This is a genomic window from Pseudomonas sp. NY15181 (genome assembly GCF_048068055.1).
Taxonomy (GTDB): Bacteria; Pseudomonadota; Gammaproteobacteria; order Pseudomonadales; family Pseudomonadaceae; genus Pseudomonas.
Genome location: NZ_JBLUPT010000007.1, coordinates 290,052 through 311,973 on the forward strand (window position 1 = coordinate 290,052; position 21,922 = coordinate 311,973).

Genomic DNA, 21,922 nt, shown 5'->3' on the forward strand with positions numbered 1-21,922 from the left:
CCATGGCCCGCCAGAAGGACAAGCCCGCGATCCTCGAACTCGACGGCGCCCAGCGCCAGAGCGCGGCGCGGGCCATCCAGCGTTTCCTCGAAGACCGCTTCGAGCTGGACGTGGGCTCCTTCGAGGCCGAGGAGGCGCTGGATTTCTTCATGCGCGAGTTCGGCCCGCTGTTCTACAACAAGGCGATCTTCGACGTGCAATCTCACCTGAAAGACCGGTTCGAGAGCATCGAAAGCGACTTGTGGGCGCTCGAGAAGAGCTGACCCGACCCCATTCAACTTTGGATTCGAGCAGGTTCAACCCATGCTGATCATCCCCGCAATCGATCTGAAAGACGGCGCCTGCGTGCGCCTGCGCCAGGGCCTGATGGAAGACGCCACCGTGTTCTCCGACGACCCGGTTTCCATGGCCGCCAAGTGGGTGGAGGGCGGCTGCCGCCGTCTGCACCTGGTGGATCTGAACGGCGCCTTCGAAGGCAAGCCGGTCAACGGTGAAGTGGTCACCGCCATCGCCAAGCGCTACCCGAACCTGCCGATCCAGATCGGCGGCGGCATCCGCTCGCTGGAAACCATCGAGCACTACGTCCGCGCCGGCGTCAGCTACGTGATCATCGGCACCAAGGCGGTCAAGCAGCCGGAATTCGTCGGTGAAGCCTGCCGCGCCTTCCCCGGTAAAGTGATCGTCGGCCTGGACGCCAAAGACGGCTTCGTCGCCACCGACGGCTGGGCCGAGGTGAGCGAAGTGCAGGTGATCGACCTGGCCAAGCGCTTCGAAGCCGACGGCGTCTCCGCCATCGTCTACACCGACATCTCCAAGGACGGCATGATGCAGGGCTGCAACGTCGAAGCCACCGCTGCCCTGGCCAACGCCACGCGCATTCCGGTGATCGCTTCGGGCGGCATCCACAACCTGGGCGACATCCAGAAGCTGCTGGACGCCCGCACCCCGGGCATCGTCGGCGCCATCACCGGCCGCGCGATCTACGAAGGCACGCTGGACGTCGCCGAGGCCCAGGCACTGTGCGACGCCTTCAAGGGCTGAGCTGAACCACGGGGAACCCTGACATGGCACTGGCTAAACGCATCATCCCCTGCCTCGACGTGGACAACGGCCGCGTGGTGAAGGGCGTCAAGTTCGAGAACATCCGCGACGCCGGCGACCCGGTGGAGATCGCCCGCCGCTACGACGAGCAGGGCGCGGACGAGATCACCTTCCTCGACATCACCGCCAGCGTCGATGGCCGCGACACCACCCTGCATACCGTCGAGCGCATGGCCAGCCAGGTGTTCATCCCGCTGACCGTGGGCGGTGGCGTGCGTACCGTGCAGGACATCCGCAACCTGCTCAATGCCGGTGCGGACAAGGTCTCGATCAATACCGCCGCGGTATTCACTCCCGAATTCGTCGGCGAAGCCGCCGCGCGCTTCGGCTCGCAGTGCATCGTGGTCGCCATCGACGCCAAGAAGGTTTCGGCGCCGGGCGAGGCCCCGCGCTGGGAAATCTTCACCCACGGCGGGCGCAAGCCCACCGGGCTCGACGCGGTGGAGTGGGCGAAGAAGATGGAAGGCCTGGGCGCCGGCGAGATCCTGCTGACCAGCATGGATCAGGACGGCGTGAAGAGCGGCTACGACCTGGGCGTGACCCGCGCCATCAGCGAGGCGGTGAACGTTCCGGTGATCGCCTCCGGTGGCGTCGGCAACCTGCAGCACCTGGCCGACGGCATCATCGAAGGCAAGGCCGACGCGGTGCTGGCCGCCAGCATCTTCCACTTCGGCGAGTACAGCGTGCCGGAAGCCAAGGCCTACCTGGCCAGCCGCGGCATCGTCGTTCGCTGATTCCTTCCGGGCCGGGGTTCTCCCGGCCCTCGAGGGCCTGCGCCCTGTCGTCGCAGACCCTTTCGCCCCGAGTCCCGAGTGCTCGATACCGCTGGTCGAAGTGATGGCGTTTGGATGTGCGATTGCCATCTGCGTAGGGTTTCTTGGCGTCAATTCTCCGAGTAAGCTCTGCGCCTTCTCAGAATTGTCACACTCAGGAATTCCCAGATGCTGAAGCGCATTCTGCTCGCATGGATTGGCTGCGGCCTGCTGCTGGCCAGCGCGGCAAAGGCGGAAACGGAGAGCTCGAACTACAGCATGGTGCTGCTGACCGAGAACTTCCCGCCGTACAACATGGCCATCAACGGCAAGAACTTCGCCCAGGAAGACAATATTGACGGGATCGCCGTCGACATCGTCAAGGAGATGTTCAAGCGTGCCGGCGTTTCCTACAGCCTGACCCTGCGCTTCCCCTGGGACCGTATCTACAAGCTGGCGCTGGAGAAGCCCGGTTACGGCGTATTCGTCACCGCCCGCCTGCCCGAGCGCGAGAGCCTGTTCAAGTGGGTCGGCCCGATCGGTCCGGACGACTGGGTCCTGCTGGCCAAGGGCGACAGCACCATCACCCTGAACAACCTGGACGAAGCCAAGAAATACCGAGTCGGTGCCTACAAGGGCGATGCCATGGCCGAGTACCTGGCCAAGCACGGCTTCGAGCCGGTGCTGGCGCTGCGCGACCAGGAGAATGCCGGCAAGCTGCAGGAAGGCGAGATCGACCTGTGGGCGAGCGGCGATCCGGCCGGGCGTTATCTGGCCAAGCAGGTCGGGGTCTCCGGCCTGAAGACCGTGCTGCGCTTCAACAGCGACCAGTTGTTCCTGGCGCTGAACCGCGAGACGCCCGACGAGGTGGTGCAGAAGCTGCAGGCCGCGCTGGACAAGATGCGCGCCGAAGGTTTCGTCGACGACGTGCTCAACAGTTACCTGTAATGCCCACGGGCCGGCCAAGCGCCGGCCCTTGTGTTTCGCGCCGACATCCATCGGCGCCGGATTTGCCACGGAAGGCAGACGAGCTGAGTATTCCGTCCCTTTGCAGGGATGCCGCAAGCCAATAACGATAACCATGCGAGCGGTATGACCATGCTGAAAGTCCTTACCAAGACCCTGACCCTGGGCCTGCTGTTGGGGGCCGCTGCGGCCCGCGCCGAGGTGCCCGCCGATTACAAGGTGGTGCTGCTCACGGAGAACTTCCCGCCCTTCAACATGGCGGTGGATGACAAGAACTTCGCCCGAGACGACAGCATCGACGGCATCAGCACCGATATTGTCCGCGAGATGTTCAAGCGCGCCGGCATCCAGTACAGCCTGAGCCTGCGCTTCCCCTGGGATCGCCTGTACAAGCTGACCCTCGACAAGCCCGACTACGGGCTGTTCTCCACCGCCTACACCCCCGAGCGCGTGCCGCTGTTCAAGTGGGTCGGCCCCATCGCCAAGACCAACTGGGTGCTGCTGGCGCCGGCTGGCAGCAAGATCACGGTGAAGGACATCAAGGAAGCCGGCGCCAAGTACAAGATCGGTGCCTACAAGAACGACGCGGTTAGCGAAGGGCTGGAGAAGCAGGGTATCCCGGTGATCAACGCGCTGCGCGACCAGGAAAACGTGAAGAAGCTGACCGCTGGCGAGATCGACCTGTGGGCCACCACCGACCCGGTTGGGCGCTACATTGCCAAGCAGGAAGGCGTATCCGGCCTGCAGACCGTGCTTCGCTTCAACGAGGACCAGCTCTACCTGGCGCTGAACAAGGACACGCCGGATGAGGTGGTGCAGCGTCTGCAGAAGGCGCTGGAGTCGATGCGCGCGGATGGCTTCATCGAGCAGGCGACCAACAACTATCTGTAAGGAAGGCCGGGCGGTCGCCGCCTGGATTCCGGAAGTTCGCGAGCAAGCTCGCTCCTACGAAAAGCAGGCTCGCTGCTCTCTGTAGGAGCGAGCTTGCTCGCGAACCGCATCCTCTTGTCGTTTACCGGTAAACCCCATCCCGCCCATGCCCCTGCATGGCGCGGTTGGCGCGTTCGCCGATCAGTAGCGCCGGCTGCACCAGTTCGAAGCCCTGGGCCTTGAGGGTTGGCAATACGCGCCTGAGCACCGCCAGGGTCGCCGGCTTCGGGTGGCCGATCATCACCACCGTGCCCTGCTTGCGCGCCAGTTTCAGGCCGTGCTGCATCTGCTCCATCACCGCCGTTTCGCTCGGATCGTCATCCAGGAACACGTCCCGCGACAGGCTCGCCAGGCCGATCTTCTGTGCCTCGGCCGCGGCCACGGTGGCGGCACTGGTGCGGCTGTCGAGCAGGAACAGGTGGCGGCGCTGCAGCTCTGCGGCCAGCCAGGCCATGGCCGGGCGGTCGGCGGTCATGCGGCTGCCTTCATGGTTGTTCAGGCCCTGGGCGTAAGGCACCCGCGCCAACGCCGCGTCGAGCCGGCGGGCGCGCTCCTCCTGGCTCAGCTCCGGACGCCAGGCGAACTCACCGCCGGCCGGGTCCATGGGCATGTGCAGCATCACGGTGCGCCCCAGCTTGTGCGCTTCGCGGGCCAGTTCGGCGGCGTGGGGCGTGTCGGGGATGATCGCCAGGGCGATGGCGGGGGAGAGTTCGAGCACCTGGCGGTCGCGCGCCAGGTTCTGCCCGAGGTCGTCGATGACGATGCTGACCAGCGGTTTGGCGCCACCCGGCGGGGGAGCCGACACCGCCGGTTGGCATAACAGTGCACCCAGGCCTAGGCCGAACAGCAGCCGGGCCCAGCGCATGGGTCAGTTGTTGCCGCGGCTGACGCTGAGTCCCTTCAGCAGGCTGAGGGCCTGGCCGAGCTGGTAGTCGCTTTCCTGCGGGCGGTCTTCCGGGCGCTTGCCAGCGGCGGTGGGACGGTCCTTGCCGCCGTTGCCGTTGGCCAGGTGCCCTTGCAGGTCGGCTTCCTTGAAACCATCGAACTCGCTCTGCTCGCGGGTCACCTTGGCGCGTTCCACCTCGATGTCCGGGGTGATGCCCTGGGCCTGGATCGAGCGGCCGTTGGGGGTGTAGTACAGCGCGGTGGTGAGCTTCAGGGCGCGGTCGTTGTTCAGCGGCAGCACGGTCTGTACCGAGCCCTTGCCGAAGCTGTCGGTGCCCATGAGGATGGCGCGCTTCTGGTCCTGCAGGGCGCCGGCGACGATTTCCGCCGCCGAGGCGCTGCCGCCGTTGATCAGTACCACCAGCGGTACGGCGTCGGACGGATCGGACGGGTCGGCCGAGAAGCGCAGCTCGGAATTCGGGATGCGGCCCTTGGTGTAGACGATCAGCCCCTTGGTGAGGAAGGCGTCGGCCACTTCCACTGCCGACTGCAGCACGCCGCCGGGGTTGTTGCGCAGGTCCAGCACCACGCCCTTGAGCCGGCCGTTGTTTTCCTTGCGCAGGCTGGTCAGCGCCTTGACGGTTTCCTCGCCGGTGTTGACCTGGAACTGGGTGATGCGCAGGTAGCCGTAGCCCGGTTCGAGCATCTGGCTCTTCACGCTCTTGACCTTGATGACCGCGCGCTTGAGTTCGACGTCGAACGGCTTGCCGCCGCCGCGCACGATGGTCAGGGTGATCGGCGAGCCGGCCTTGCCGCGCATGCTGTCCACCGCCTCGTTCATCGACTGGCCCTTGGTCGGCTTGCCGTCGATCTTGACGATCAGGTCGCCCGGCTGGATGCCGGCCTTGGCCGCGGGGGTGTCGTCGATCGGCGAGATCACCTTGACGAAGCCGTCTTCGCTGCCGACCTCGATGCCCAGGCCGCCGAACTCGCCGCTGGTGCTTTCCTGCAGCTCGGCGAACTCTTCCGGGCCGAGGTAGGCGGAGTGCGGGTCGAGGTTGCTGAGCATGCCTTTGATGGCGTTCTCCAGCAGGGTCTTGTCGTCCACCGGCTCGACATAGGCGGCCTTCACCCGGTCCAGGACCTCGGCGAAGGTGCGCAGCTCATCGAGCGGCAGCGGAGCCTCCTTGCCGTTGGCCGCAGGCGCCGCCGGGGCTGCCGCGGACGGGGCGTCGGCGGCTTGTGCCGCACCGACGCCGAGCAGCAGGGCCATGGCCAGGGTGGTGAGACGGAAAGCTTGCGACATGTTTGGGGCTCCTAAGGCGTGTCCGCCGCTTATCCCTGCGTGCGACACCAGGTAGAAGGGTCCGCCGGGCGGCCCTGATGGCGAATGGCAAAGTATACCGCCGGGGTGCTCTGCCCACCGCTGGCACCTACGGTCGCGATGGGGTCGCCTGCTTTGACGGTGTCGCCGGCGTCCTTCAGAAGGCTCTGATTATGCCCATAAAGGCTGAGGTAGCCACCACCGTGGTCGAGAATGACCAGCAGGCCGGCGCCGCGCAGCCAGTCGGCGAACACCACGCGGCCACCATGCACGGCACGCACCGTGCTGCCAGCGGAGGCGCCGATCAGCACGCCGTCCCAGGTGGCGCGGGGGTCGTCGCCGCGCGGGCTGCCGAAGCGCGCCAGCACGCGGCCGTTGACCGGCCAGGGCAGCCGGCCCTTGGCGGCGTCGAAGGAGCCCCCGAAGCCTGCGCCGCTGGATACCAGCGGGCCGCTGTAGTCGGCGCGGGGCTTGCTCGGGGCCTCGGGTTTCTCGCTGCGCTCAGCCAGCTCGCGTTCGCGTTTTGCGCGTTCGCGCTCGGCGGCCAGGGCGCGCTGGCGCGCTTCCTCGGCTTCGCGGGCCTGGCGGGCCAGGGTTTCCTCGATGGTCTTGAGGACTTTGTTCAGGTCCTCCTGGCTCTGCTCGCGATCCTTGAGCTTGCTGCTGCCGTCCTTGAGGTCGCTGTTGAGCTTGGCCAGGGTCTCCTGGCGCGCCTTGCGCGCGTCGGCCAGCTCCTGACGGCGTGATTCCAGCGCGCTTTGTTGTTCGACCTGCTGGTTCTTCTGCGCGTTGATGTCCTGCTCGACGTTGTTCAACTGGCTCAGGGTCTCGTTGAACGCGCTGAGCTGATCCAGGCGGGCCTTGTTGATGTACTCGTAGTAGGTGAGGGTGCGGCTGAACTTCTCGGGGTGTTCCTGGTTCAGCAGCAGCTTGAGGTATTCCTCGCGGCCGCTCTGGTAGGCGGCTCTGGCCTGGATGGCGATCAGGCGCTGCTGCTCAAGGCGCGCGCCCTGGAGTTTTTTTTTCTCCCCATCGAGGCGCTGCAGCTCCTCCTCGTTCTTCTTCATCTCGTCCTGGATCTGCTGGATCTGCTTTTCCAGGTCGCCCATCTGGGTCTCGGTGGACTTGAGCTGCTTCTGCACCCCGGACTTCTCGTCCTGGATGTTCTTCAGATTCTTCTTCAGCTCGGTGATGTCTTTCTGCGTCTGCTCCAGCTGGCGCTGGGTGTCGGCACGTTCGTCGGCACCGGCCGCAAGCGGGCTCAGGAGGCAGATCAGCAGCAGCGGGAGGAGGGCGCGAGGCATTGGGCGGCGGGGACCTGAAGTCTGGACGGCCTAGTATGCCCGTGGCGGGCGCTAAAAAAAACGCCCCAGGCCGCATGGCGTGGGGCGTTTGCTCTGACCGACGGGAGATGGCTCACGTTCCCGTCAAATCGTCACCCTCAAAGCAGGGTGACGATCGACTTGCCGGTCATCTCTTTCGGCTGCTCCAGACCCATCAGGGTCAGCAGGGTCGGCGCCACGTCGGCCAGTACGCCACCCTCGCGGATGCTCAGCCTGCGCTTGCCGACATAGACGAACGGCACCGGCTCGCAGGTGTGCGCTGTGTGCGCCTGGCCGGTCATGGCGTCTTCCATCTGCTCGACGTTGCCGTGGTCGGCGGTGATCAGGGCTTCGCCACCGACCTTGTCCAGCGCCTCGACGATCCGACCGACGCAGGTATCCAGGCACTCGACGGCTTTAACCGCAGCCTCGAACACGCCGGTGTGGCCGACCATGTCGCCGTTGGCGTAGTTGACGATGATCACGTCGAAGCGCTGGTTCTCGATGGCGTCGACGATCTTGTCGGTGACTTCCGGCGCGCTCATCTCCGGCTGCAGGTCATAGGTGGCGACCTTGGGCGAGGGGATGAGGATGCGCTCTTCGCCCTCGAACGGCTCTTCGCGGCCGCCGGAGAAGAAGAAGGTCACGTGGGCGTATTTCTCGGTCTCGGCGATGCGCAGCTGGGTCTTGCCGTTCTTGGCCAGGTACTCGCCCAGGACGTTGTCCAGGGATTCGGGCTTGAACGCGCTGGGTGCCGGGATGCTCGCCGCGTACTGGGTCAGCATCACGTAGCTGGCCAGTTTCAGCGCGCGCTGGCGCGGGAATTCCTTGAAGCCCGGCTCGACGAAGGCGCGCGACAGTTCGCGGGCGCGGTCGGCGCGGAAGTTCATGAACACCACGGCGTCGCCGTCTTCCACGCGCACCTGCGCGCCGATGCGGGTGGCCTTGACGAATTCGTCGCTCTCGCCGCGCTCATAGGCGGCGTTCAGCGCGCCCACGGCGGTGTCGGCGGTGAATTCGGCGGTGCCTTCGGTGATCAGGTTGTAGGCGGCTTCGACGCGGTCCCAGCGGTTGTCGCGGTCCATGGCGAAGTAGCGGCCGATGATGCTGGCGGTGCGGCCCTTGCCGATGCGGGCAAAGGCGTCGTCGAGGAGCTGCAGCGACGGCTCGGCGCTCTTGGGCGGCGTGTCGCGGCCGTCGAGGAAGGCGTGCAGGTAGATTTTCTCGGCGCCGCGCTGGGCGGCCAGTTCGGCCATGGCGATCAGGTGGTCCTGGTGGCTGTGCACGCCGCCGTCGGACAGCAGGCCGAGGATGTGCACCGCCTTGCCGGCGCCGGCGGCCTTGTCGACTGCTTCGGTCAGGACCGGGTTGTGGAAGAACTCGCCGTCGCGAATGGCCTTGGTCACGCGGGTGAAGTCCTGGTACACGACGCGGCCGGCGCCCAGGTTCATGTGGCCAACCTCGGAGTTGCCCATCTGGCCGTCGGGCAGGCCGACGTCCATGCCGGAACCGGAGATCAGGCCGTTGGGCTGGCTGGCCAGCAGACGGTCCCAGTTGGGCTTTTTGGCGGCGTAGATGGCGTTGTATTCCGGGCTATCGCTATGGCCGAAGCCGTCCAGAATGATCAGGACCAGCGGTTTGGGCGTTGCAGTCATAGGTACGGCTCTTTCCGAGAATAGGGGTCAGAAAAGGACCGACATTTTACCGATTGGTGCCGACAGACGCCATGATCCGCAGGGTGCAGCCGTCAGATACGCGCGTGTATACTGGCCGGCATTTTTACGTCTGGATGTCCTGCGCCATGTCCTCGTTCCTCCCCCGTCTGATCGAATTCGCCACCCACCACTACCTGCTGGTCGGTGCCCTGGTCGTGCTGCTGGTGCTGCTGGCCCTGCACGAAATGCGCAAGGGCGGCCGCGCCCTGTCGACCCGCGAGCTGACCGCCCTGGTGAACGCCGAGCAGGCCGTGGTCCTCGATATCCGTCCGACCAAGGAGTTCTCCACCGGCCACATCGTCGATGCGCTGAACATCCCGGCGGACAAGCTGAACGCACGCCTCTCCGAGCTGGACAAGCACAAGGCCAAGACCATCATCGTGGTCGACAGCATGGGCCAGCACGCGGGCACCTGGTGCAGCGTGCTGCAGAAGGCGGGCTTCACCGCCGCCAAACTGTCCGGCGGCATCGGCAGCTGGCGTGGCGACAACCTGCCTTTGGTGAAGTGAGATGCCGTCGATCTTGATCTACACCAGCGCGTGGTGCCCTTATTGCATCCGCGCCAAGGCCCTGCTGGACCGCAAGGGTGTCGCCTACGAGGAGATCTCGGTGGACGGCATGCCCGGCGTACGCGCCGAGATGGCCAGCAAGGCGGGGCGCACCTCGGTGCCGCAGATCTGGATCGACGCAACCCACGTCGGCGGCTGCGACGATCTCTACGCGCTGGAACGCGCGGGCAAGCTGGATACGCTGCTCTCGGCGTGATCCTCAATCCTGAAACGATGCACAAGAAGGTCTCGAAATGACTGAACAAGCCAACGGCGCAGGCCAGCAAGACAGCAATCCGCAGTTCTCGCTGCAGCGCATCTACATCCGCGACCTCTCCTTCGAAGCGCCCAAGGCGCCGGAAATCTTCCGCCAGGAGTGGCAGCCGAGCATTTCCATGGACCTCAACACCCGCCAGAAGCAGCTCGACGGCGACTTCTACGAAGTGGTGCTGACCGTTTCCGTGACCGTGAAGAACGGCGAAGAAACCGCCTTCATCGCCGAAGTGCAGCAGGCCGGCATCTTCCTGATCAAGGGCCTGGATGCTTCCAGCATGAGCCACACCCTGGGCGCATTCTGCCCGAACATCCTCTTCCCGTACGCCCGCGAAACCCTGGACAGCCTGGTGGTGCGCGGCTCCTTCCCGGCGCTGATGCTGTCCCCGGTGAACTTCGATGCGCTGTACGCGCAGGAAATCGCCCGCATGCAGGCTTCCGGCGAGATCCCGGCAGTCCAGTGATCCTGGCTGCGGCATGAGAAAGGCGCCTTCGGGCGCCTTTTTCTTTGCCCGGGATTTGCCCAAGAGCTGAACGTGGGGCGGATAACGTTCGACGTTATCCGCCGATTGGCCTTGGTTTCCGACACTTCGGGATTGGCCTGGGCGCTGGCGTCAGGGTGCTCCGGGGCGGCTATGGAGTGGCGAGGGCCTGCGGTGTATCGGCGTACTATCGCTAACGGTTGTACGCCCTACGTTCTGGTCGAAATTTGAACGATGGCTTGCAGGCCACGCCAGGTCGCGCTCTGAGGTGCTTATCCACAGGCTGTTCCGTAGGTTGCTCAAGGTTGCTGTGGGTAATGATCCGCGGGGTAGAGCGTTCAAGTTTGGTGCGTGCGCACTGGGAGGGCGCAGGGCCGGGCGCTGCTGTGCCGCCCGGAAATGTCCGGCGCAGACGCAGGCACGTCGTGCTGCGGAAGATTGCAGATATCCCTGAAAGCCCCTGGTTTCGCGCTTTTCAATCATTTCAGGATCGAGCAGGAGTCTGCTCGAAACGTCCGGCGAGCGATCTTGGCACGCCCTCTGCAATACCCCTGACAACAGCGATTTCAGGGGCCTCGGTACAGGCAGGCTGGGGAACCCCTCTTTTACACCCCGCGGGTGCGCCGCTCGAAGCAGCGGCCGCCGCAACCGGTTTGGGGGTCCTGGTACAGGCAGGCCGGGTAAGCCCCCCTTTTATGCCCGCGGCCATCCTTGTGGATGGCCTGCATCCCGCTTCGGGGCCCCGGACCAGGCAGGCCGGGAGAACCCCGCTTTTATTCAGGCCGCGCCCTGACCTTCAGGTGCCACTGGCCCTCCGCTTCGGCGCCGTCCCAGGCGCCTTGCAGTCGTCGGGTCGACAGCAACGTCAGCAGCACCCCTTGTCCTTGCGGCTCCAGCTTCCAGCGCACCGGCGCGTCACCGATCCGCAGCTGGCCTTGCTGGGCCTTGCCTCTGGCATCGATCTGCACGGCCAGGGCGCCCTCCAGATGACCGGCGCGCACCGCTGGCTGGGCATTCAAGCGAACGAGCAGGCCGTCCGCTGTCGGTTCGATGGCGAGGATCTGCGGCGGCCCCTCGGGCGGCGGGTTTACCAGGCGGCCGATCATCAGGCCGACGAGCAGGCCCAGCATGCTCAGCGAAACCATCACCTTCAGCCACGGCCTGGGCCGCATTTGTGCCTGCGCGGGGGTAGAATGCCCGCCGTTCTCAGGCTCGGAGCGCTGCATGTTCCACGTGATCCTTTTTCAACCGGAAATTCCCCCGAATACCGGCAACATTATCAGGCTGTGCGCCAATGCGGGCTGCAGCCTGCACCTGATCGAGCCGCTGGGCTTCGAGCTGGACGACAAGCGCCTGCGCCGCGCGGGCCTGGATTACCACGAATACGCCAGCGTGCGCCGCTACGCGACTCTGGAGGAGTGCCTGGAACAGCTCGGCCATCCGCGCCTGTTCGCTTTCACCACCAAGGGTTCGCAGCCGTTCCACGAGGTGGCCTACGAGCGCGGTGATGCCTTCCTGTTCGGCCCGGAAAGCCGTGGCCTGCCGGAAGAAGTGCGCGAAGCCCTGCCGCCGGAACAGCGCGTGCGTCTGCCGATGCGTCCGGGTTGCCGCAGCCTGAACCTGTCCAACACCGTGGCGGTGACCGTCTACGAAGCCTGGCGTCAGCACGGTTTCGCGATGGACTGAGCGTTTTTCGAGCGATTCGCGCAAAGCCGCGCGGGGCGGGGAGTGCAGCGGCTTGCCCCAAGCTTATCCACAGCCGGGCGCACAGCGCTTGTGGGCAAACGCGAATTTCCTGCACAGAAACCACGCAAACCCGCAGACCGCGCGTGCTCTGGGCTGTAGCACGTTCCTTCCCCGTTCCGTGCACAGTGTTATCCACAGGTTTTGGGGGTAGATATTGCCGGCACGTGACGCTGATCGCGCTTCTGCAATGGTCTCCAAATTCCAGTTCAGGTGCTCTGTCTGTAGGAGCGAGCTTGCTCGCGAACAGGGGGGCACGCCGATGACTCCGACTGGCCTCACCCCAGCCCTCTCCCAAAGGGAGAGGGGCCGTGCGGAGCGCGCGGAAACAACAGAGTCAGCCGGCGAAAACCCTGACATCGGCGTGCGCCGATCAGTCCTCTCTCCCTCTGGACGGGGCGCGCAGCCGGGGTTCGGGAAGGTGCTGCAGTGGGGTTGGTTCGCGGGCAAGGGCCAGGCGCCCCTCTCGGTCCTACAAAAAAGCCTGATGGCATGAAAAAAGGGGCCTTGCGGCCCCTTTGTCGTCCAGCGATTCAGTCGTCGCCGTCCTCGTCCGGGCCGTCGATCTTCATGCCCAGCTCCTTGATCTTGCGGGTCAGGGTATTGCGCCCCCAGCCCAGCAGCACGGCGGCATCGCGGCGGCGGCCGGCGGTGTGCTTGAGCGCGGTCTCGATCATGATCCGCTCGAAGGCCGGCACGGCGGTGTCCAGCAGGCTCGACTGGCCGCGCCCCAAGGCCTGGTCGGCCCAGTGGCGCAGGGCCTGTTCCCAGTTGGCGGCGGGCAGGCTGTCCTGTGGCTGGGTCAGCAGCTCCGGCGGCAGGTCGTCGATGTGCACTTCGCGGCCGGACGCCATGACGGTGATCCAGCGGCAGGTGTTCTCCAGCTGGCGCACGTTGCCTGGCCAGCCGAGGTTCCTCAGGTAATCCTCGGTTTCCGGCTTGAGCAGCTTGGGCTCCACCGCCAGTTCCTGGGCGGCGCGGGCGAGGAAGTGCCGGGCCAGGGCCGGGATGTCCTCGCGGCGGTCGGCCAGCCGCGGAATATGGATGCGGATGACGTTCAGGCGGTGGAACAGGTCCTCGCGGAACTTGCCCTCGCGCACCAGGTTTTCCAGGTTCTGGTGGGTGGCGGCGATGATCCGCACGTCCACCTTCACCGGCGTGTGGCCGCCGACGCGGTAGAACTCGCCGTCCGCCAGTACCCGCAGCAGGCGGGTCTGGGTGTCGGCCGGCATGTCGCCGATCTCATCGAGGAACAGGGTGCCGCCGTCGGCCTGCTCGAAGCGGCCGCGCCGCTGGTTGGCTGCGCCGGTGAAGGCGCCTTTCTCGTGGCCGAACAGCTCGGATTCCATCAGGTCCTTGGGAATCGCCGCCATGTTCAGCGCGATGAACGGCGAGGCCGCGCGCGGGCTGTGGCGGTGCAGGGCGTGGGCGACCAGCTCCTTGCCGGTACCCGACTCGCCGTTGATCAGCACGGTGATGTTGGAGTGCGAGAGGCGGCCGATGGCACGGAATACCTCCTGCATCGCCGGCGCCTCGCCGATGATCTCCGGGGTGCGCGCCTGGTTGGCCGGCGCTTCCAGGCCCTGCTGCTCCTGGGCGTGCTGGTTGGCGCGCTTGACCAGGGAGACGGCCTCGTCGACGTCGAACGGCTTGGGCAGGTACTCGAAGGCGCCGCCCTGGTAGGACGCCACCGCGCTGTCGAGGTCCGAGTGCGCGGTCATGATGATCACCGGCAGGCGCGGGTGCAGCTCGCGGATCTGCGCCAGCAGGTCCAGGCCGCTGGCGCCGGGCATGCGGATGTCGGAGATGATCACGTCAGGCTGCTGGCGGCCGAGGCGGCTCATCACGCTGTCGGCGCTGTCGAAGCTGACCGTGGTCATGCCTTCCTGCTGCAGGGCTTTTTCCAGCACCCAGCGGATGGAGCGGTCGTCGTCGACGATCCAGACGGTCTCAGATCGGCTCATGGTCAATGCACTCCTTGTTCCAGGGGCAGGAACAGACTGAACACGGTGTGGCCGGGGTGGCTCTCGCATTCGATCAAGCCCTGGTGCTGGCTGATGATGTTCTGGGTGATGGCGAGGCCCAGGCCGGTGCCGTCGGCACGGCCGCTGACCATGGGATAGAAGATGGTGTCCTGCAGTTCGGCCGGGATGCCCGGGCCGTTGTCGATGATCTCCACCTTGCACACCAGGCGATGGCGCGTGTGGCCGATGGTGAACTGGCGCAGGGTGCGGGTGCGCAGGGTGATGCGGCCCAGCTTGAGTTCGTTCTGCGAGGCGATCGCCTGCATGGCGTTGCGCACGATGTTGAGCACCGCCTGGATCATCTGCTCGCGGTCGAGCAGCAGGTCGGGGATGCTTGGGTCGTAGTCGCGCACCAGCGGGATGCTGCCCTGGGTCTCGGCCCCCACCAGGCTGCAGACGCGCTCCAGCACTTCGTGGATGTTGGTGACCGAGAGCTGCGGCAGCTTGTTCGAGCCGAGCATGCGGTCCACCAGGTTCCGCAGACGGTCGGCTTCTTCGATGATGACGTTGGTGTAGTCCTTGAGCGATTCGTCCGGCAGCTCGCGGGACAGCAGCTGCGCCGCGCCACGAATTCCGCCCAGCGGGTTCTTGATCTCGTGGGCCAGGCCGCGGACCAGGAGCTTGGTGGTCTCCTGCTTGGACAGCTGCGCCTCTTCCTTGGTGATCCGCATCAGCCGGTCGCGCGGGTGGACTTCCAGCAGCAGCAGGGTTTCGCGGCGGTTGAGGATCGGCGTCACCGCGTAGTCCACGGTGATGCTCTGGCCAGTCAGCGAGGTCAGCGCCGCTTCTCGCTTGGTGAAGGGGTGCGCCTCTTCCACCGCCTGGCGCAGCGAGTGCAGCGCCTCGGGCGATTCGGTGAACAGCTCGCTGATGAACTGGCCATGGCTGCGCTGCCCGCTGACCGCCAGGAGCATTTCCGCCGCCGGGTTCATGTACTCCAGGCGCAGCTCGGCGTTGAGCAGGATCACCGCCGTGGTGAGGTTGTCGAGCAACAGGCGGAGCTGGGTTTCTGTAGGCATGGCGTAAGAGATGTCCCAAGACTGTGCGGGAAAATGCAAGAAACAAACCAGACCCTGGAAGGCCGCGTATTTCGCCGCCTGGCGCTGGTTTGCGCAGTGCAGACAGTCAATCCGGCCGGCGGAAGTGACCTGAAATGGGGAGAGTATAGAAAGTGGTGCAGGCCAATGCACCGATATGGTGCATTTGCGCCGGAGCGCACGCCTCCGTCAATGGCTGGCGGCGCTGAGGGGGTGGCTGGCGTCCAAGGTGGCCGATTCGGCTACCGAAACGCGGAACATGTGGAAGGGCTGGTTGGGCGTCTGTTCGATGGTGCGGCCCAGGGTGTCGATGATCTCCACCGACAACTGGTGCGTGCCGCGCTCGACGTTGTACAGCGGGAACACTGGGCTGCGGCCGGGTTCTCCCACCGGCTTGCCATCGAGCAGCAGGCGGTAGAGATGGCCGGGCAGCAGGGCCGGGTCGCTGGTAGCGGAAACGATCAGCGCGCCATCGTTGGCACGGATGGTGGTATCGGGCTCCGGCACGAGGATGCGCAGCAACTGGTAGGCCGGCGGGCCCGGCGGCAATGCCGGCGTGACGGGTGCGTAGAGTGGTGGCGGCATGCGCACGCCGGGCTGGTTCGGCATGGCGTTGGGCGGTGCGAGCTGCAGCTTCTGCGCGTTGCCGCGTGCAGGCTGGTCGGTGAAGACGCGGTTGCCGTCCTTGTCGATGTAGGTGTAGACCTCGGCGTTGGCCGACAGGCAGGCCAGCGCCGATAACAGGGCCGACAGCACGAGAGTCACCAGGTAGCGCATGCTCAGCCGCCCGTCCTGGGGGCTACCTGGGGCCGTTGCGGGCTGTTGGTGCTGATGCGCTGCAGGGTGAAGCTTGCCGGCGCGCTGCTCTGGATCACCCGGCTGCCCTGCAGGACCTCGACGGCGAGGGTGTGATCGCCACGGTCGATGTTTTCCATGGTGATGCTGGTGTTATGGGTCGGGGCGCCGTAGGGCTGGCCATCGAGCACCAGTTGCAGCTGATGGTCCATGGCCAGTGCCGGCTGCACCACCACCTCGACGACGAAGGTGCCGTTGTTCGCGCGCATCGCCTCGTCGTTGGGCAGATTGCTCAGCGCCAGGATGGTATAGGCGTTCTGCGCCTCGTCGGGGTTGCCACCGGTGTCGGTGTTCACCGGCGTCTGCGGGGCCACGGTATTGGTTGGCGGCAACTGCACCGGCTGCGCGCCGACGTTGCTCGGCGGCTGGTTGGTGAACACCGTCTTGCCGTTGGCATCGGTGTACTTGTAGATCTGCGCACTGGCTGGCAACGCGGCGGCGAGCAGCAGGGCGGTGAGGATCAGGCGCATGGGCGATCTCCGGATGGTCATGCCAAGCCTTGCACTGCCGACGACGGCTGGCAAGTTGCCTATTGTGATTCAGCATGGCAGCTCGCAGTGTGCGCTGCCGCTCGCTGACGGACCTTTCATACGGCTCTGTAGTCCATTGCCGGCCCGAGTCCTCTGTATGATGCCGGCGAGCCTTCCTTTATCTGCCTTGGGGTGTGCCCGTGACCGACCTGCTCCGTTCCTGTATTCGTCAGTGCCTGCTGCTGTGCTGTCTGAGTGTCGGCCTGTTCACAGGCACCGCTCTGGCCGCGCTGCCGGGGCCCCTGGCCAATGTGACGGGGGGCGGCGACAAGGTCAGCGATGCGCAGTTGCAGCAGTCGCTGGACCAGGTCATCAAGACGCTGGAGAACGACCAGCAGCGGGCTGACCTGCTGAAGAAACTCAAGCAGTTGCGCGATGCGAGCAAGAAGAGCGCGGACGAGCAGGGCGGCGTGCTGGGCCTGATCGGCGATACCCTGGGCAGCCTGGAGAAGCAGTTCGAAGGCGCCAACAGCCCGGTGCTGCGCTGGACCGAGTTGTTCAGTCAGGCTCGCGACGAACTGGAGACCCGCATCCCGTCCTGGCAGGAGTGGTCGGGGATGCTCTTCGACTTCTTCCTGGTGACCCTGCTCTGGGCCTGCGTGGCCCTCGGGCTGCGCTGGCTGGCGCGGCGCATGCAGGAGCGCTTCGGGCTGGCCAACGAGCTTCCGCAGCACCCCAAGACCCGCGACCTGCTGCTGTTCGCCCTTCGTAAGCTCGGCCCCTGGCTGGTGGCCTTCCTGATCACCCTCTATCTGTCGGTGGTGCTGCCCAGCTCCCTGGGCAAGTTGCTGGCGATGGTGATGGCTTACGTGCTGGTGTGCGGCACGCTGTTCTCCGCGCTGTGCGTGATCTCCCTGTCGCTGCTCAGCGGCCCGCACCGCATGCGTGCGCTGGACATCCTGCGGCGGCGCGCCTTCCGCCCGTTGTGGCTGATCGGCAGCCTGGCGTCGCTGGGTGAGGTGATGCACGACCCGCGCGTCACCGACAGCCTCGGCCCGAGCACGGCGCTGTGCGTCGGCTCGCTGGCGAACATCTTCGCGGCGCTGTTCACCGCGCTGTTCGTCCTGCAGTTCCGCCGGCCCATCGCCCACCTGATCCGCAACCAGCCGCTGGAGCGCCGCATCAAGCGCCGCGGCCTGCATGACCTGGTCGAATTGGTGGGCTCACTGTGGTTCCTGCCGGTACTGGTGCTGGTGGGGATTTCCCTGTTCGCCACCGTGGTCACCGCCGGCGACAGCACTTATGCCTTGCGCCGCGCACTGCTGTGCGCGCTGGTCGCCGTGGTGGCGATGACCGTCAACGGCCTGATCCGCCGCGCCCACCTGCGCTCGTCCCGCCACGGCAGCCGCCGAAGTGCGCCCTATGTCGAGCAGTTGCAGAATTTCGCCTACACCCTGCTGCACATCGGCACCCTGCTGGTGTTCCTGGAAATCGGCCTGCGCGTCTGGGGCATGTCGCTGATCGCATTCACCGAGGGCGACGGCTCGGCGATCAGCATCAAGCTGATCAGCTTCGGTACCACCCTGCTGGTGGCCTGGCTGGTGTGGATTCTGGCCGACACGGCGGTCCAGCACAGCCTCGGCCTGGGCGGCAAGAACCGCAGCAACACCCGCGCGCTGACCATGCTGCCGCTGATCCGCAACGTGCTCTTCGTGACCATCGCGGTCATCGCGCTGATCGTCGCCCTGGCCAACATGGGCATGAACGTCACCCCGCTGCTGGCGGGCGCGGGCGTCATCGGCCTGGCCATCGGTTTCGGCGCGCAGTCGCTGGTGGCGGACCTGATCACCGGCCTGTTCATCATCATCGAAGACTCGCTGTCCATCGACGACTACGTGGACGTCGGCGGCCACCTCGGCACCGTCGAGGGCCTCACCATCCGTACCGTACGCCTGCGCGACCTGGACGGCGTGGTGCACACCATCCCCTTCAGCGAGATCAAGAGCATCAAGAACTACTCGCGGGAGTTCGGCTACGCGATGTTCCGCTGGCCGGTGCCCGCCAGCATGCCGATCGACGATGCGGTGGCGCTGGTCCACGAGGTCACCCGCGACCTGCGCGGCGACCGCACCATCAGCCGCGCCATGTGGTCGGCCCTGGAGATGCAGGGCGTGGAGAGCTTCGACAACGGCCAGGCGATCCTCCGCTTCCGCCTGAAGACCGCGCCGATCCGCCAGTGGGAGGTGCAGCGCGCCTTCAACCTGCGCCTGCGCCAGCGGCTGGACAAGGCGGGTCTGGAGCTGTCGATGCCGCGCCTGAACGTGCAGCTTTCCCGGCCGCCAAGCTCGCGCGAAGAAGGCGGGCCGCACGAGGCGTCGAAGCGGGACTGACTGGCTTCAGTCATCCCTGTACGTCTGATCAGGTTTCTCTGATGGGGGCGTCAGCGCTGGCCAATTAGAGTGCCCGCCATTGCGGCCAGCGCTCGAGGCGACTACCACACGGCATTGCAATGCGCGCAGCAGGCCCTGCGCATGGCTCCGCAGCACGCCGTGCTGTGGATGGATGCGGCGGTCTACAACATCAAACTCGAGCAATGGGACGATGCCATCCAGTCCGCCCAGCGTGCGCTGAAGGCCAAGGGCAGCGGCTTGGCCATCTATGACGCGTTGGCTCACGCCTGGGGCGCCAAGCGGAACCCGGAGGAGGTGCGCCGCTGGGGCGCGGCCGCGCTGAACCGCCGGCTGGAGCAGTTCGGCGGCGCCCCGGCGCTGGAGCATGATGTGCTGGGTGCTCCCCTGCTGCCGCCGCCCTCCGAGCAGACCCGTGACAGCAACCTGATTGCCTTCTCGCTGTTCGGTGCCAACCCCAAGTACTGCGAGACCGCCGTGCTCAACGTGCTGGAGCAGCCATCCGTCTATCCCCATTGGCGTTGCGTGTTCTTCGTCGACGGCAGCGTTCCGCCAACCGTCGTCGGGCGGCTGCGTCAGGGCGGCCGGGTGATCGAAGTCTCCGATCCTCTGCTACTGAAGGCGCCCGGGCCCATGTGGCGGTTCCTGGCCTACGACCTGCCGGACGTGCATCGGGTGATCTTCCGCGATGCCGACTCGGTGATCGGCCAGCGAGAAGCGGAGGCCGTGCAGGAGTGGATCAACGGTGGCGAGCGTTTCCACCTCATGCGCGATTACGCCACCCATACCGAGCTGATCCTCGCCGGCCTCTGGGGCGTCTGCGCCGGAGCCTTGCCGCCGATGCGCACCTTGATGGACAACTTCCTCGCCCAGCCAGTGTCCTCGGAGCACTTCGCCGACCAGTATTTCCTGCGTTCGTGGGTCTGGCCTTACGCCCAGCAGAGCCTGCTGCAGCATGACTCGCAGTTCGGTTTCCTGGATGGCCGGCCTTTCCCCGGCGGCACCGTACCGGTCGAGCTTCACGTCGGTGCCGCGGAGGGCGCCACGTGCTTCAGCCTGCCGGTCGACGCGGCTGACGGCACCCGGGTCGTCTGGACGCTGCACCACAAGGATGCCGGGCAGAGTGAGATCTGCACCTACGAGGGCGCGGTGCAGCAGGGGATGCTGGAGGCAAATCTGCCGGCGCGTTACGGCCGGCGGATTCGCGATGGCGAGATGGGGATTCGCTATCGACTGCTCTGAGCGAGCTTCGCTGGCAATGCTTGGCCGGCGGATAACGACGAGCATCCTCCGTCCTGGGCTCTTCATAGGTGCTTCCATCGCCCATAAAAAAGGCCTCCCGAAGGAGGCCTTAATGCTGACGCTATTTATAGGTATTCGTGGATCAGACGCTGTAGTACAGGTCGTATTCCAGCGGGTGCACGAAGGTGCGCACCTTGATTTCTTCTTCCGACTTCAGCTCGATGTAGGCATCGATGAACTCGTCGGTGAACACGCCGCCCTTGGTCAGGAACGCACGGCCCTTGTCGAGTTCTTCCAGCGCCTCTTTCAGGCTGCCGCAAACCTGCGGGATTTCCTTCGCCTCTTCCGGCGGCAGGTCGTACAGGTTCTTGTCGGCGGCATCGCCGGGGTGAATCTTGTTCTGGATGCCGTCCAGACCGGCCATCAGCAGAGCTGCGAAGCACAGGTAGGGGTTGGCAGCCGGGTCCGGGAAGCGCGCTTCGATGCGGCGGGCTTTCGGGCTGGAAACGTACGGGATACGGATCGAGGCGGAACGGTTGCGGGCCGAGTAGGCCAGCATGACCGGGGCTTCGAAGCCCGGAACCAGACGCTTGTAGGAGTTGGTGGCCGGGTTGGTGAAGCCGTTCAGGGCCTTGCCGTGCTTGATGATGCCGCCGATGAAGTACAGGGCGGTATCGGACAGGCCGGCATAGCCTTCGCCTGCGAAGGTGTTCTTGCCATCCTTGGAGATGGACATGTGAACGTGCATGCCCGAGCCGTTGTCGCCGTACAGCGGCTTCGGCATGAAGGTCACGGTCTTGCCGTAGGCGTCGGCCACGTTGTGGATGCAGTACTTCAGGGTCTGCACTTCGTCAGCCTTGGCAACGAGGGTGTTGAACTTCACACCGATCTCGTTCTGGCCGGCGGTGGCCACTTCGTGGTGGTGAACCTCGATGACCAGGCCCATTTCTTCCATGGCGTTACACATGGCGGTACGGATTTCGTGGTCGTGGTCGACCGGCGGTACCGGGAAGTAGCCGCCTTTCACGCCCGGGCGGTGGCCCTTGTTGCCCGACTCGATGTCAGCGTCGGTGTTCCAGGAAGCCTGCTCGGAGAAGATCTTGAACATCGAGCCGGAGATGTCGGACTTGAACTTCACTTCGTCGAAGATGAAGAACTCCGGCTCCGGGCCGACGAATACGGTGTCGCCGATACCGGTGGACTTCAGGTATTCCTCGGCGCGCTTGGCGATGTTGCGCGGGTCGCGCTCGTAGCCTTGCATGGTGCTCGGCTCGATGATGTCGCAGACGATGATCAGGGTCGGCTCTTCGGTGAACGGGTCGAGCACGGCGGTGCTGTCGTCCGGCAGCAGGATCATGTCGGAGGCTTCGATGCCTTTCCAGCCTTCGATGGAGGAGCCGTCGAACATCTTGCCGGCTTCGAAGAAGTCATCGTCCAGGGCGTCGCGAGCCGGCATGGTGACGTGCTGCTGCTTGCCTTTGGTATCGGTGAAGCGCAGGTCAACCCACTTCACGTCATGATCTTTGATCAGTTGTTGCGACTTGTACGACATGCTGTCCTCCAGGAGGGATTAGAGCTGGGAGCTTTCTGTGCCCCAGTATCGGGTGATGCCGGCCGGAATACTCCGCCAGGGCAACCTGCCTCACAAGAGAGCAAGTTGCGTGCCAGTGCCCGCAATCGTGCAGAAGCGCTGATTTCCGGGGCTTTGGCGAGCGCAACCAGGAATTGCAGGGTAATTGTGCACCGTTTTAGTGCTTAGTCATGGTGCGTCCGTCCATTTTGGTGCACCTAAAAGAAAGTCTCCGAATTCTGCTCAAGTCTTGAGCAATTTCGGATATAATCTTG

21 protein-coding genes are annotated in these 21,922 nt (G+C 65.3%); 11 read left to right on the forward strand and 10 right to left on the reverse strand.

What is annotated here, in order from left to right; genetic code table 11:
* Positions 1-2: 2 nt before the first annotated feature.
* The 5 genes from ACNFBT_RS18170 (at position 3) to ACNFBT_RS18190 (ending at position 3,710) form a co-directional block, all read left to right on the forward strand.
* Complete coding sequence (locus ACNFBT_RS18170) at positions 3-263, forward strand: DUF2164 domain-containing protein (RefSeq protein ID WP_015479328.1); 261 nt, start codon at positions 3-5, stop codon at positions 261-263.
* Positions 264-303: 40 nt separating this feature from the next.
* Entirely contained in the window at positions 304-1,041 is a 738-nt protein-coding gene (gene hisA, locus ACNFBT_RS18175; protein WP_043256078.1) for a 1-(5-phosphoribosyl)-5-[(5-phosphoribosylamino)methylideneamino]imidazole-4-carboxamide isomerase, read from the forward strand.
* A gap of 23 nt (positions 1,042-1,064) precedes the next feature.
* Positions 1,065-1,835 carry an imidazole glycerol phosphate synthase subunit HisF gene (gene hisF / locus ACNFBT_RS18180; RefSeq protein WP_207886296.1) on the forward strand — a complete coding sequence of 257 codons (771 nt, stop codon included), beginning with the start codon at positions 1,065-1,067 and terminating at the stop codon, positions 1,833-1,835.
* Between the two features lie 207 nt (positions 1,836-2,042).
* On the forward strand, positions 2,043-2,801 hold the full coding sequence (locus tag ACNFBT_RS18185; RefSeq protein ID WP_416751653.1) for a substrate-binding periplasmic protein: 759 nt from the start codon (positions 2,043-2,045) through the stop codon (positions 2,799-2,801).
* Positions 2,802-2,951: 150 nt separating this feature from the next.
* A complete protein-coding gene (locus ACNFBT_RS18190; RefSeq protein WP_416751655.1) occupies positions 2,952-3,710 on the forward strand; it encodes a substrate-binding periplasmic protein in 759 nt (252 codons plus the stop codon).
* Positions 3,711-3,831: 121 nt separating this feature from the next.
* On the opposite strand, the gene ACNFBT_RS18195 is transcribed toward ACNFBT_RS18190, so the two are convergent.
* The 4 genes from ACNFBT_RS18195 to gpmI form a co-directional block, all read right to left on the reverse strand.
* The gene (locus tag ACNFBT_RS18195) at positions 3,832-4,614 is read right to left on the reverse strand and encodes a divergent polysaccharide deacetylase family protein (protein WP_416751657.1); all 783 of its coding nucleotides are present in this window, start codon (positions 4,612-4,614) and stop codon (positions 3,832-3,834) included.
* A 3-nt stretch (positions 4,615-4,617) separates the two neighbouring features.
* A complete protein-coding gene (locus ACNFBT_RS18200; protein WP_416751659.1) occupies positions 4,618-5,940 on the reverse strand; it encodes a S41 family peptidase in 1,323 nt (440 codons plus the stop codon).
* A gap of 29 nt (positions 5,941-5,969) precedes the next feature.
* Entirely contained in the window at positions 5,970-7,262 is a 1,293-nt protein-coding gene (locus tag ACNFBT_RS18205; protein WP_416751661.1) for a murein hydrolase activator EnvC family protein, read from the reverse strand.
* 137 nt (positions 7,263-7,399) lie between these two features.
* The gene (gene gpmI, locus ACNFBT_RS18210; protein ID WP_416751663.1) at positions 7,400-8,935 is read right to left on the reverse strand and encodes a 2,3-bisphosphoglycerate-independent phosphoglycerate mutase; all 1,536 of its coding nucleotides are present in this window, start codon (positions 8,933-8,935) and stop codon (positions 7,400-7,402) included.
* Between the two features lie 146 nt (positions 8,936-9,081).
* On the opposite strand from gpmI, the gene ACNFBT_RS18215 reads away from it, so the two are divergent.
* From ACNFBT_RS18215 to secB, 3 genes are read left to right on the forward strand one after another with little or no spacing between them, the layout of a single operon-like run.
* Complete coding sequence (locus tag ACNFBT_RS18215; RefSeq protein ID WP_416751665.1) at positions 9,082-9,504, forward strand: rhodanese-like domain-containing protein; 423 nt, start codon at positions 9,082-9,084, stop codon at positions 9,502-9,504.
* 1 nt (position 9,505) lies between these two features.
* Complete coding sequence (gene grxC, locus ACNFBT_RS18220) at positions 9,506-9,760, forward strand: glutaredoxin 3 (RefSeq protein ID WP_416751667.1); 255 nt, start codon at positions 9,506-9,508, stop codon at positions 9,758-9,760.
* A 37-nt stretch (positions 9,761-9,797) separates the two neighbouring features.
* The gene (gene secB / locus ACNFBT_RS18225; protein ID WP_416751669.1) at positions 9,798-10,280 is read left to right on the forward strand and encodes a protein-export chaperone SecB; all 483 of its coding nucleotides are present in this window, start codon (positions 9,798-9,800) and stop codon (positions 10,278-10,280) included.
* A gap of 791 nt (positions 10,281-11,071) precedes the next feature.
* On the opposite strand, the gene ACNFBT_RS18230 is transcribed toward secB, so the two are convergent.
* A complete protein-coding gene (locus ACNFBT_RS18230) occupies positions 11,072-11,524 on the reverse strand; it encodes a hypothetical protein (RefSeq protein ID WP_416751671.1) in 453 nt (150 codons plus the stop codon).
* On the opposite strand from ACNFBT_RS18230, the gene trmL reads away from it, so the two are divergent.
* Positions 11,523-11,984, forward strand: a complete 462-nt coding sequence (gene trmL / locus ACNFBT_RS18235) for a tRNA (uridine(34)/cytosine(34)/5-carboxymethylaminomethyluridine(34)-2'-O)-methyltransferase TrmL (RefSeq protein ID WP_331319697.1) — start codon at positions 11,523-11,525, stop codon at positions 11,982-11,984. The two genes, ACNFBT_RS18230 and trmL, sit on opposite strands and share 2 nt — an antisense overlap.
* Before the next feature lie 590 nt (positions 11,985-12,574).
* On the opposite strand, the gene ntrC is transcribed toward trmL, so the two are convergent.
* The 4 genes from ntrC to ACNFBT_RS18255 all read right to left on the reverse strand — a co-directional run bounded on the left by ntrC (position 12,575) and on the right by ACNFBT_RS18255 (position 16,427).
* Positions 12,575-14,005, reverse strand: a complete 1,431-nt coding sequence (ntrC, locus tag ACNFBT_RS18240; protein WP_416751673.1) for a two-component system response regulator NtrC — start codon at positions 14,003-14,005, stop codon at positions 12,575-12,577.
* Positions 14,006-14,007: 2 nt separating this feature from the next.
* Positions 14,008-15,084 (reverse strand): nitrogen regulation protein NR(II), encoded by a 1,077-nt coding sequence (glnL, locus tag ACNFBT_RS18245; RefSeq protein ID WP_416751675.1) that lies wholly within the window; start codon positions 15,082-15,084, stop codon positions 14,008-14,010.
* A 207-nt stretch (positions 15,085-15,291) separates the two neighbouring features.
* The gene (locus ACNFBT_RS18250) at positions 15,292-15,870 is read right to left on the reverse strand and encodes a DUF4124 domain-containing protein (protein WP_416751738.1); all 579 of its coding nucleotides are present in this window, start codon (positions 15,868-15,870) and stop codon (positions 15,292-15,294) included.
* Between the two features lie 11 nt (positions 15,871-15,881).
* Positions 15,882-16,427 carry a DUF4124 domain-containing protein gene (locus ACNFBT_RS18255; protein WP_416751677.1) on the reverse strand — a complete coding sequence of 182 codons (546 nt, stop codon included), beginning with the start codon at positions 16,425-16,427 and terminating at the stop codon, positions 15,882-15,884.
* Positions 16,428-16,621: 194 nt separating this feature from the next.
* Between ACNFBT_RS18255 and ACNFBT_RS18260 the strand changes: the two genes are divergently transcribed.
* A complete protein-coding gene (locus ACNFBT_RS18260) occupies positions 16,622-18,817 on the forward strand; it encodes a mechanosensitive ion channel family protein (protein WP_416751679.1) in 2,196 nt (731 codons plus the stop codon).
* Between the two features lie 69 nt (positions 18,818-18,886).
* Entirely contained in the window at positions 18,887-20,077 is a 1,191-nt protein-coding gene (locus tag ACNFBT_RS18265; RefSeq protein ID WP_416751681.1) for a tetratricopeptide repeat protein, read from the forward strand.
* 142 nt (positions 20,078-20,219) lie between these two features.
* Here ACNFBT_RS18265 and glnA read toward each other — a convergent pair whose 3' ends face one another.
* Positions 20,220-21,629: a glutamate--ammonia ligase gene (glnA, locus tag ACNFBT_RS18270; RefSeq protein ID WP_207886279.1), complete on the reverse strand. Its 1,410-nt coding sequence runs from the start codon at positions 21,627-21,629 to the stop codon at positions 20,220-20,222.
* Positions 21,630-21,922: the final 293 nt, after the last annotated feature.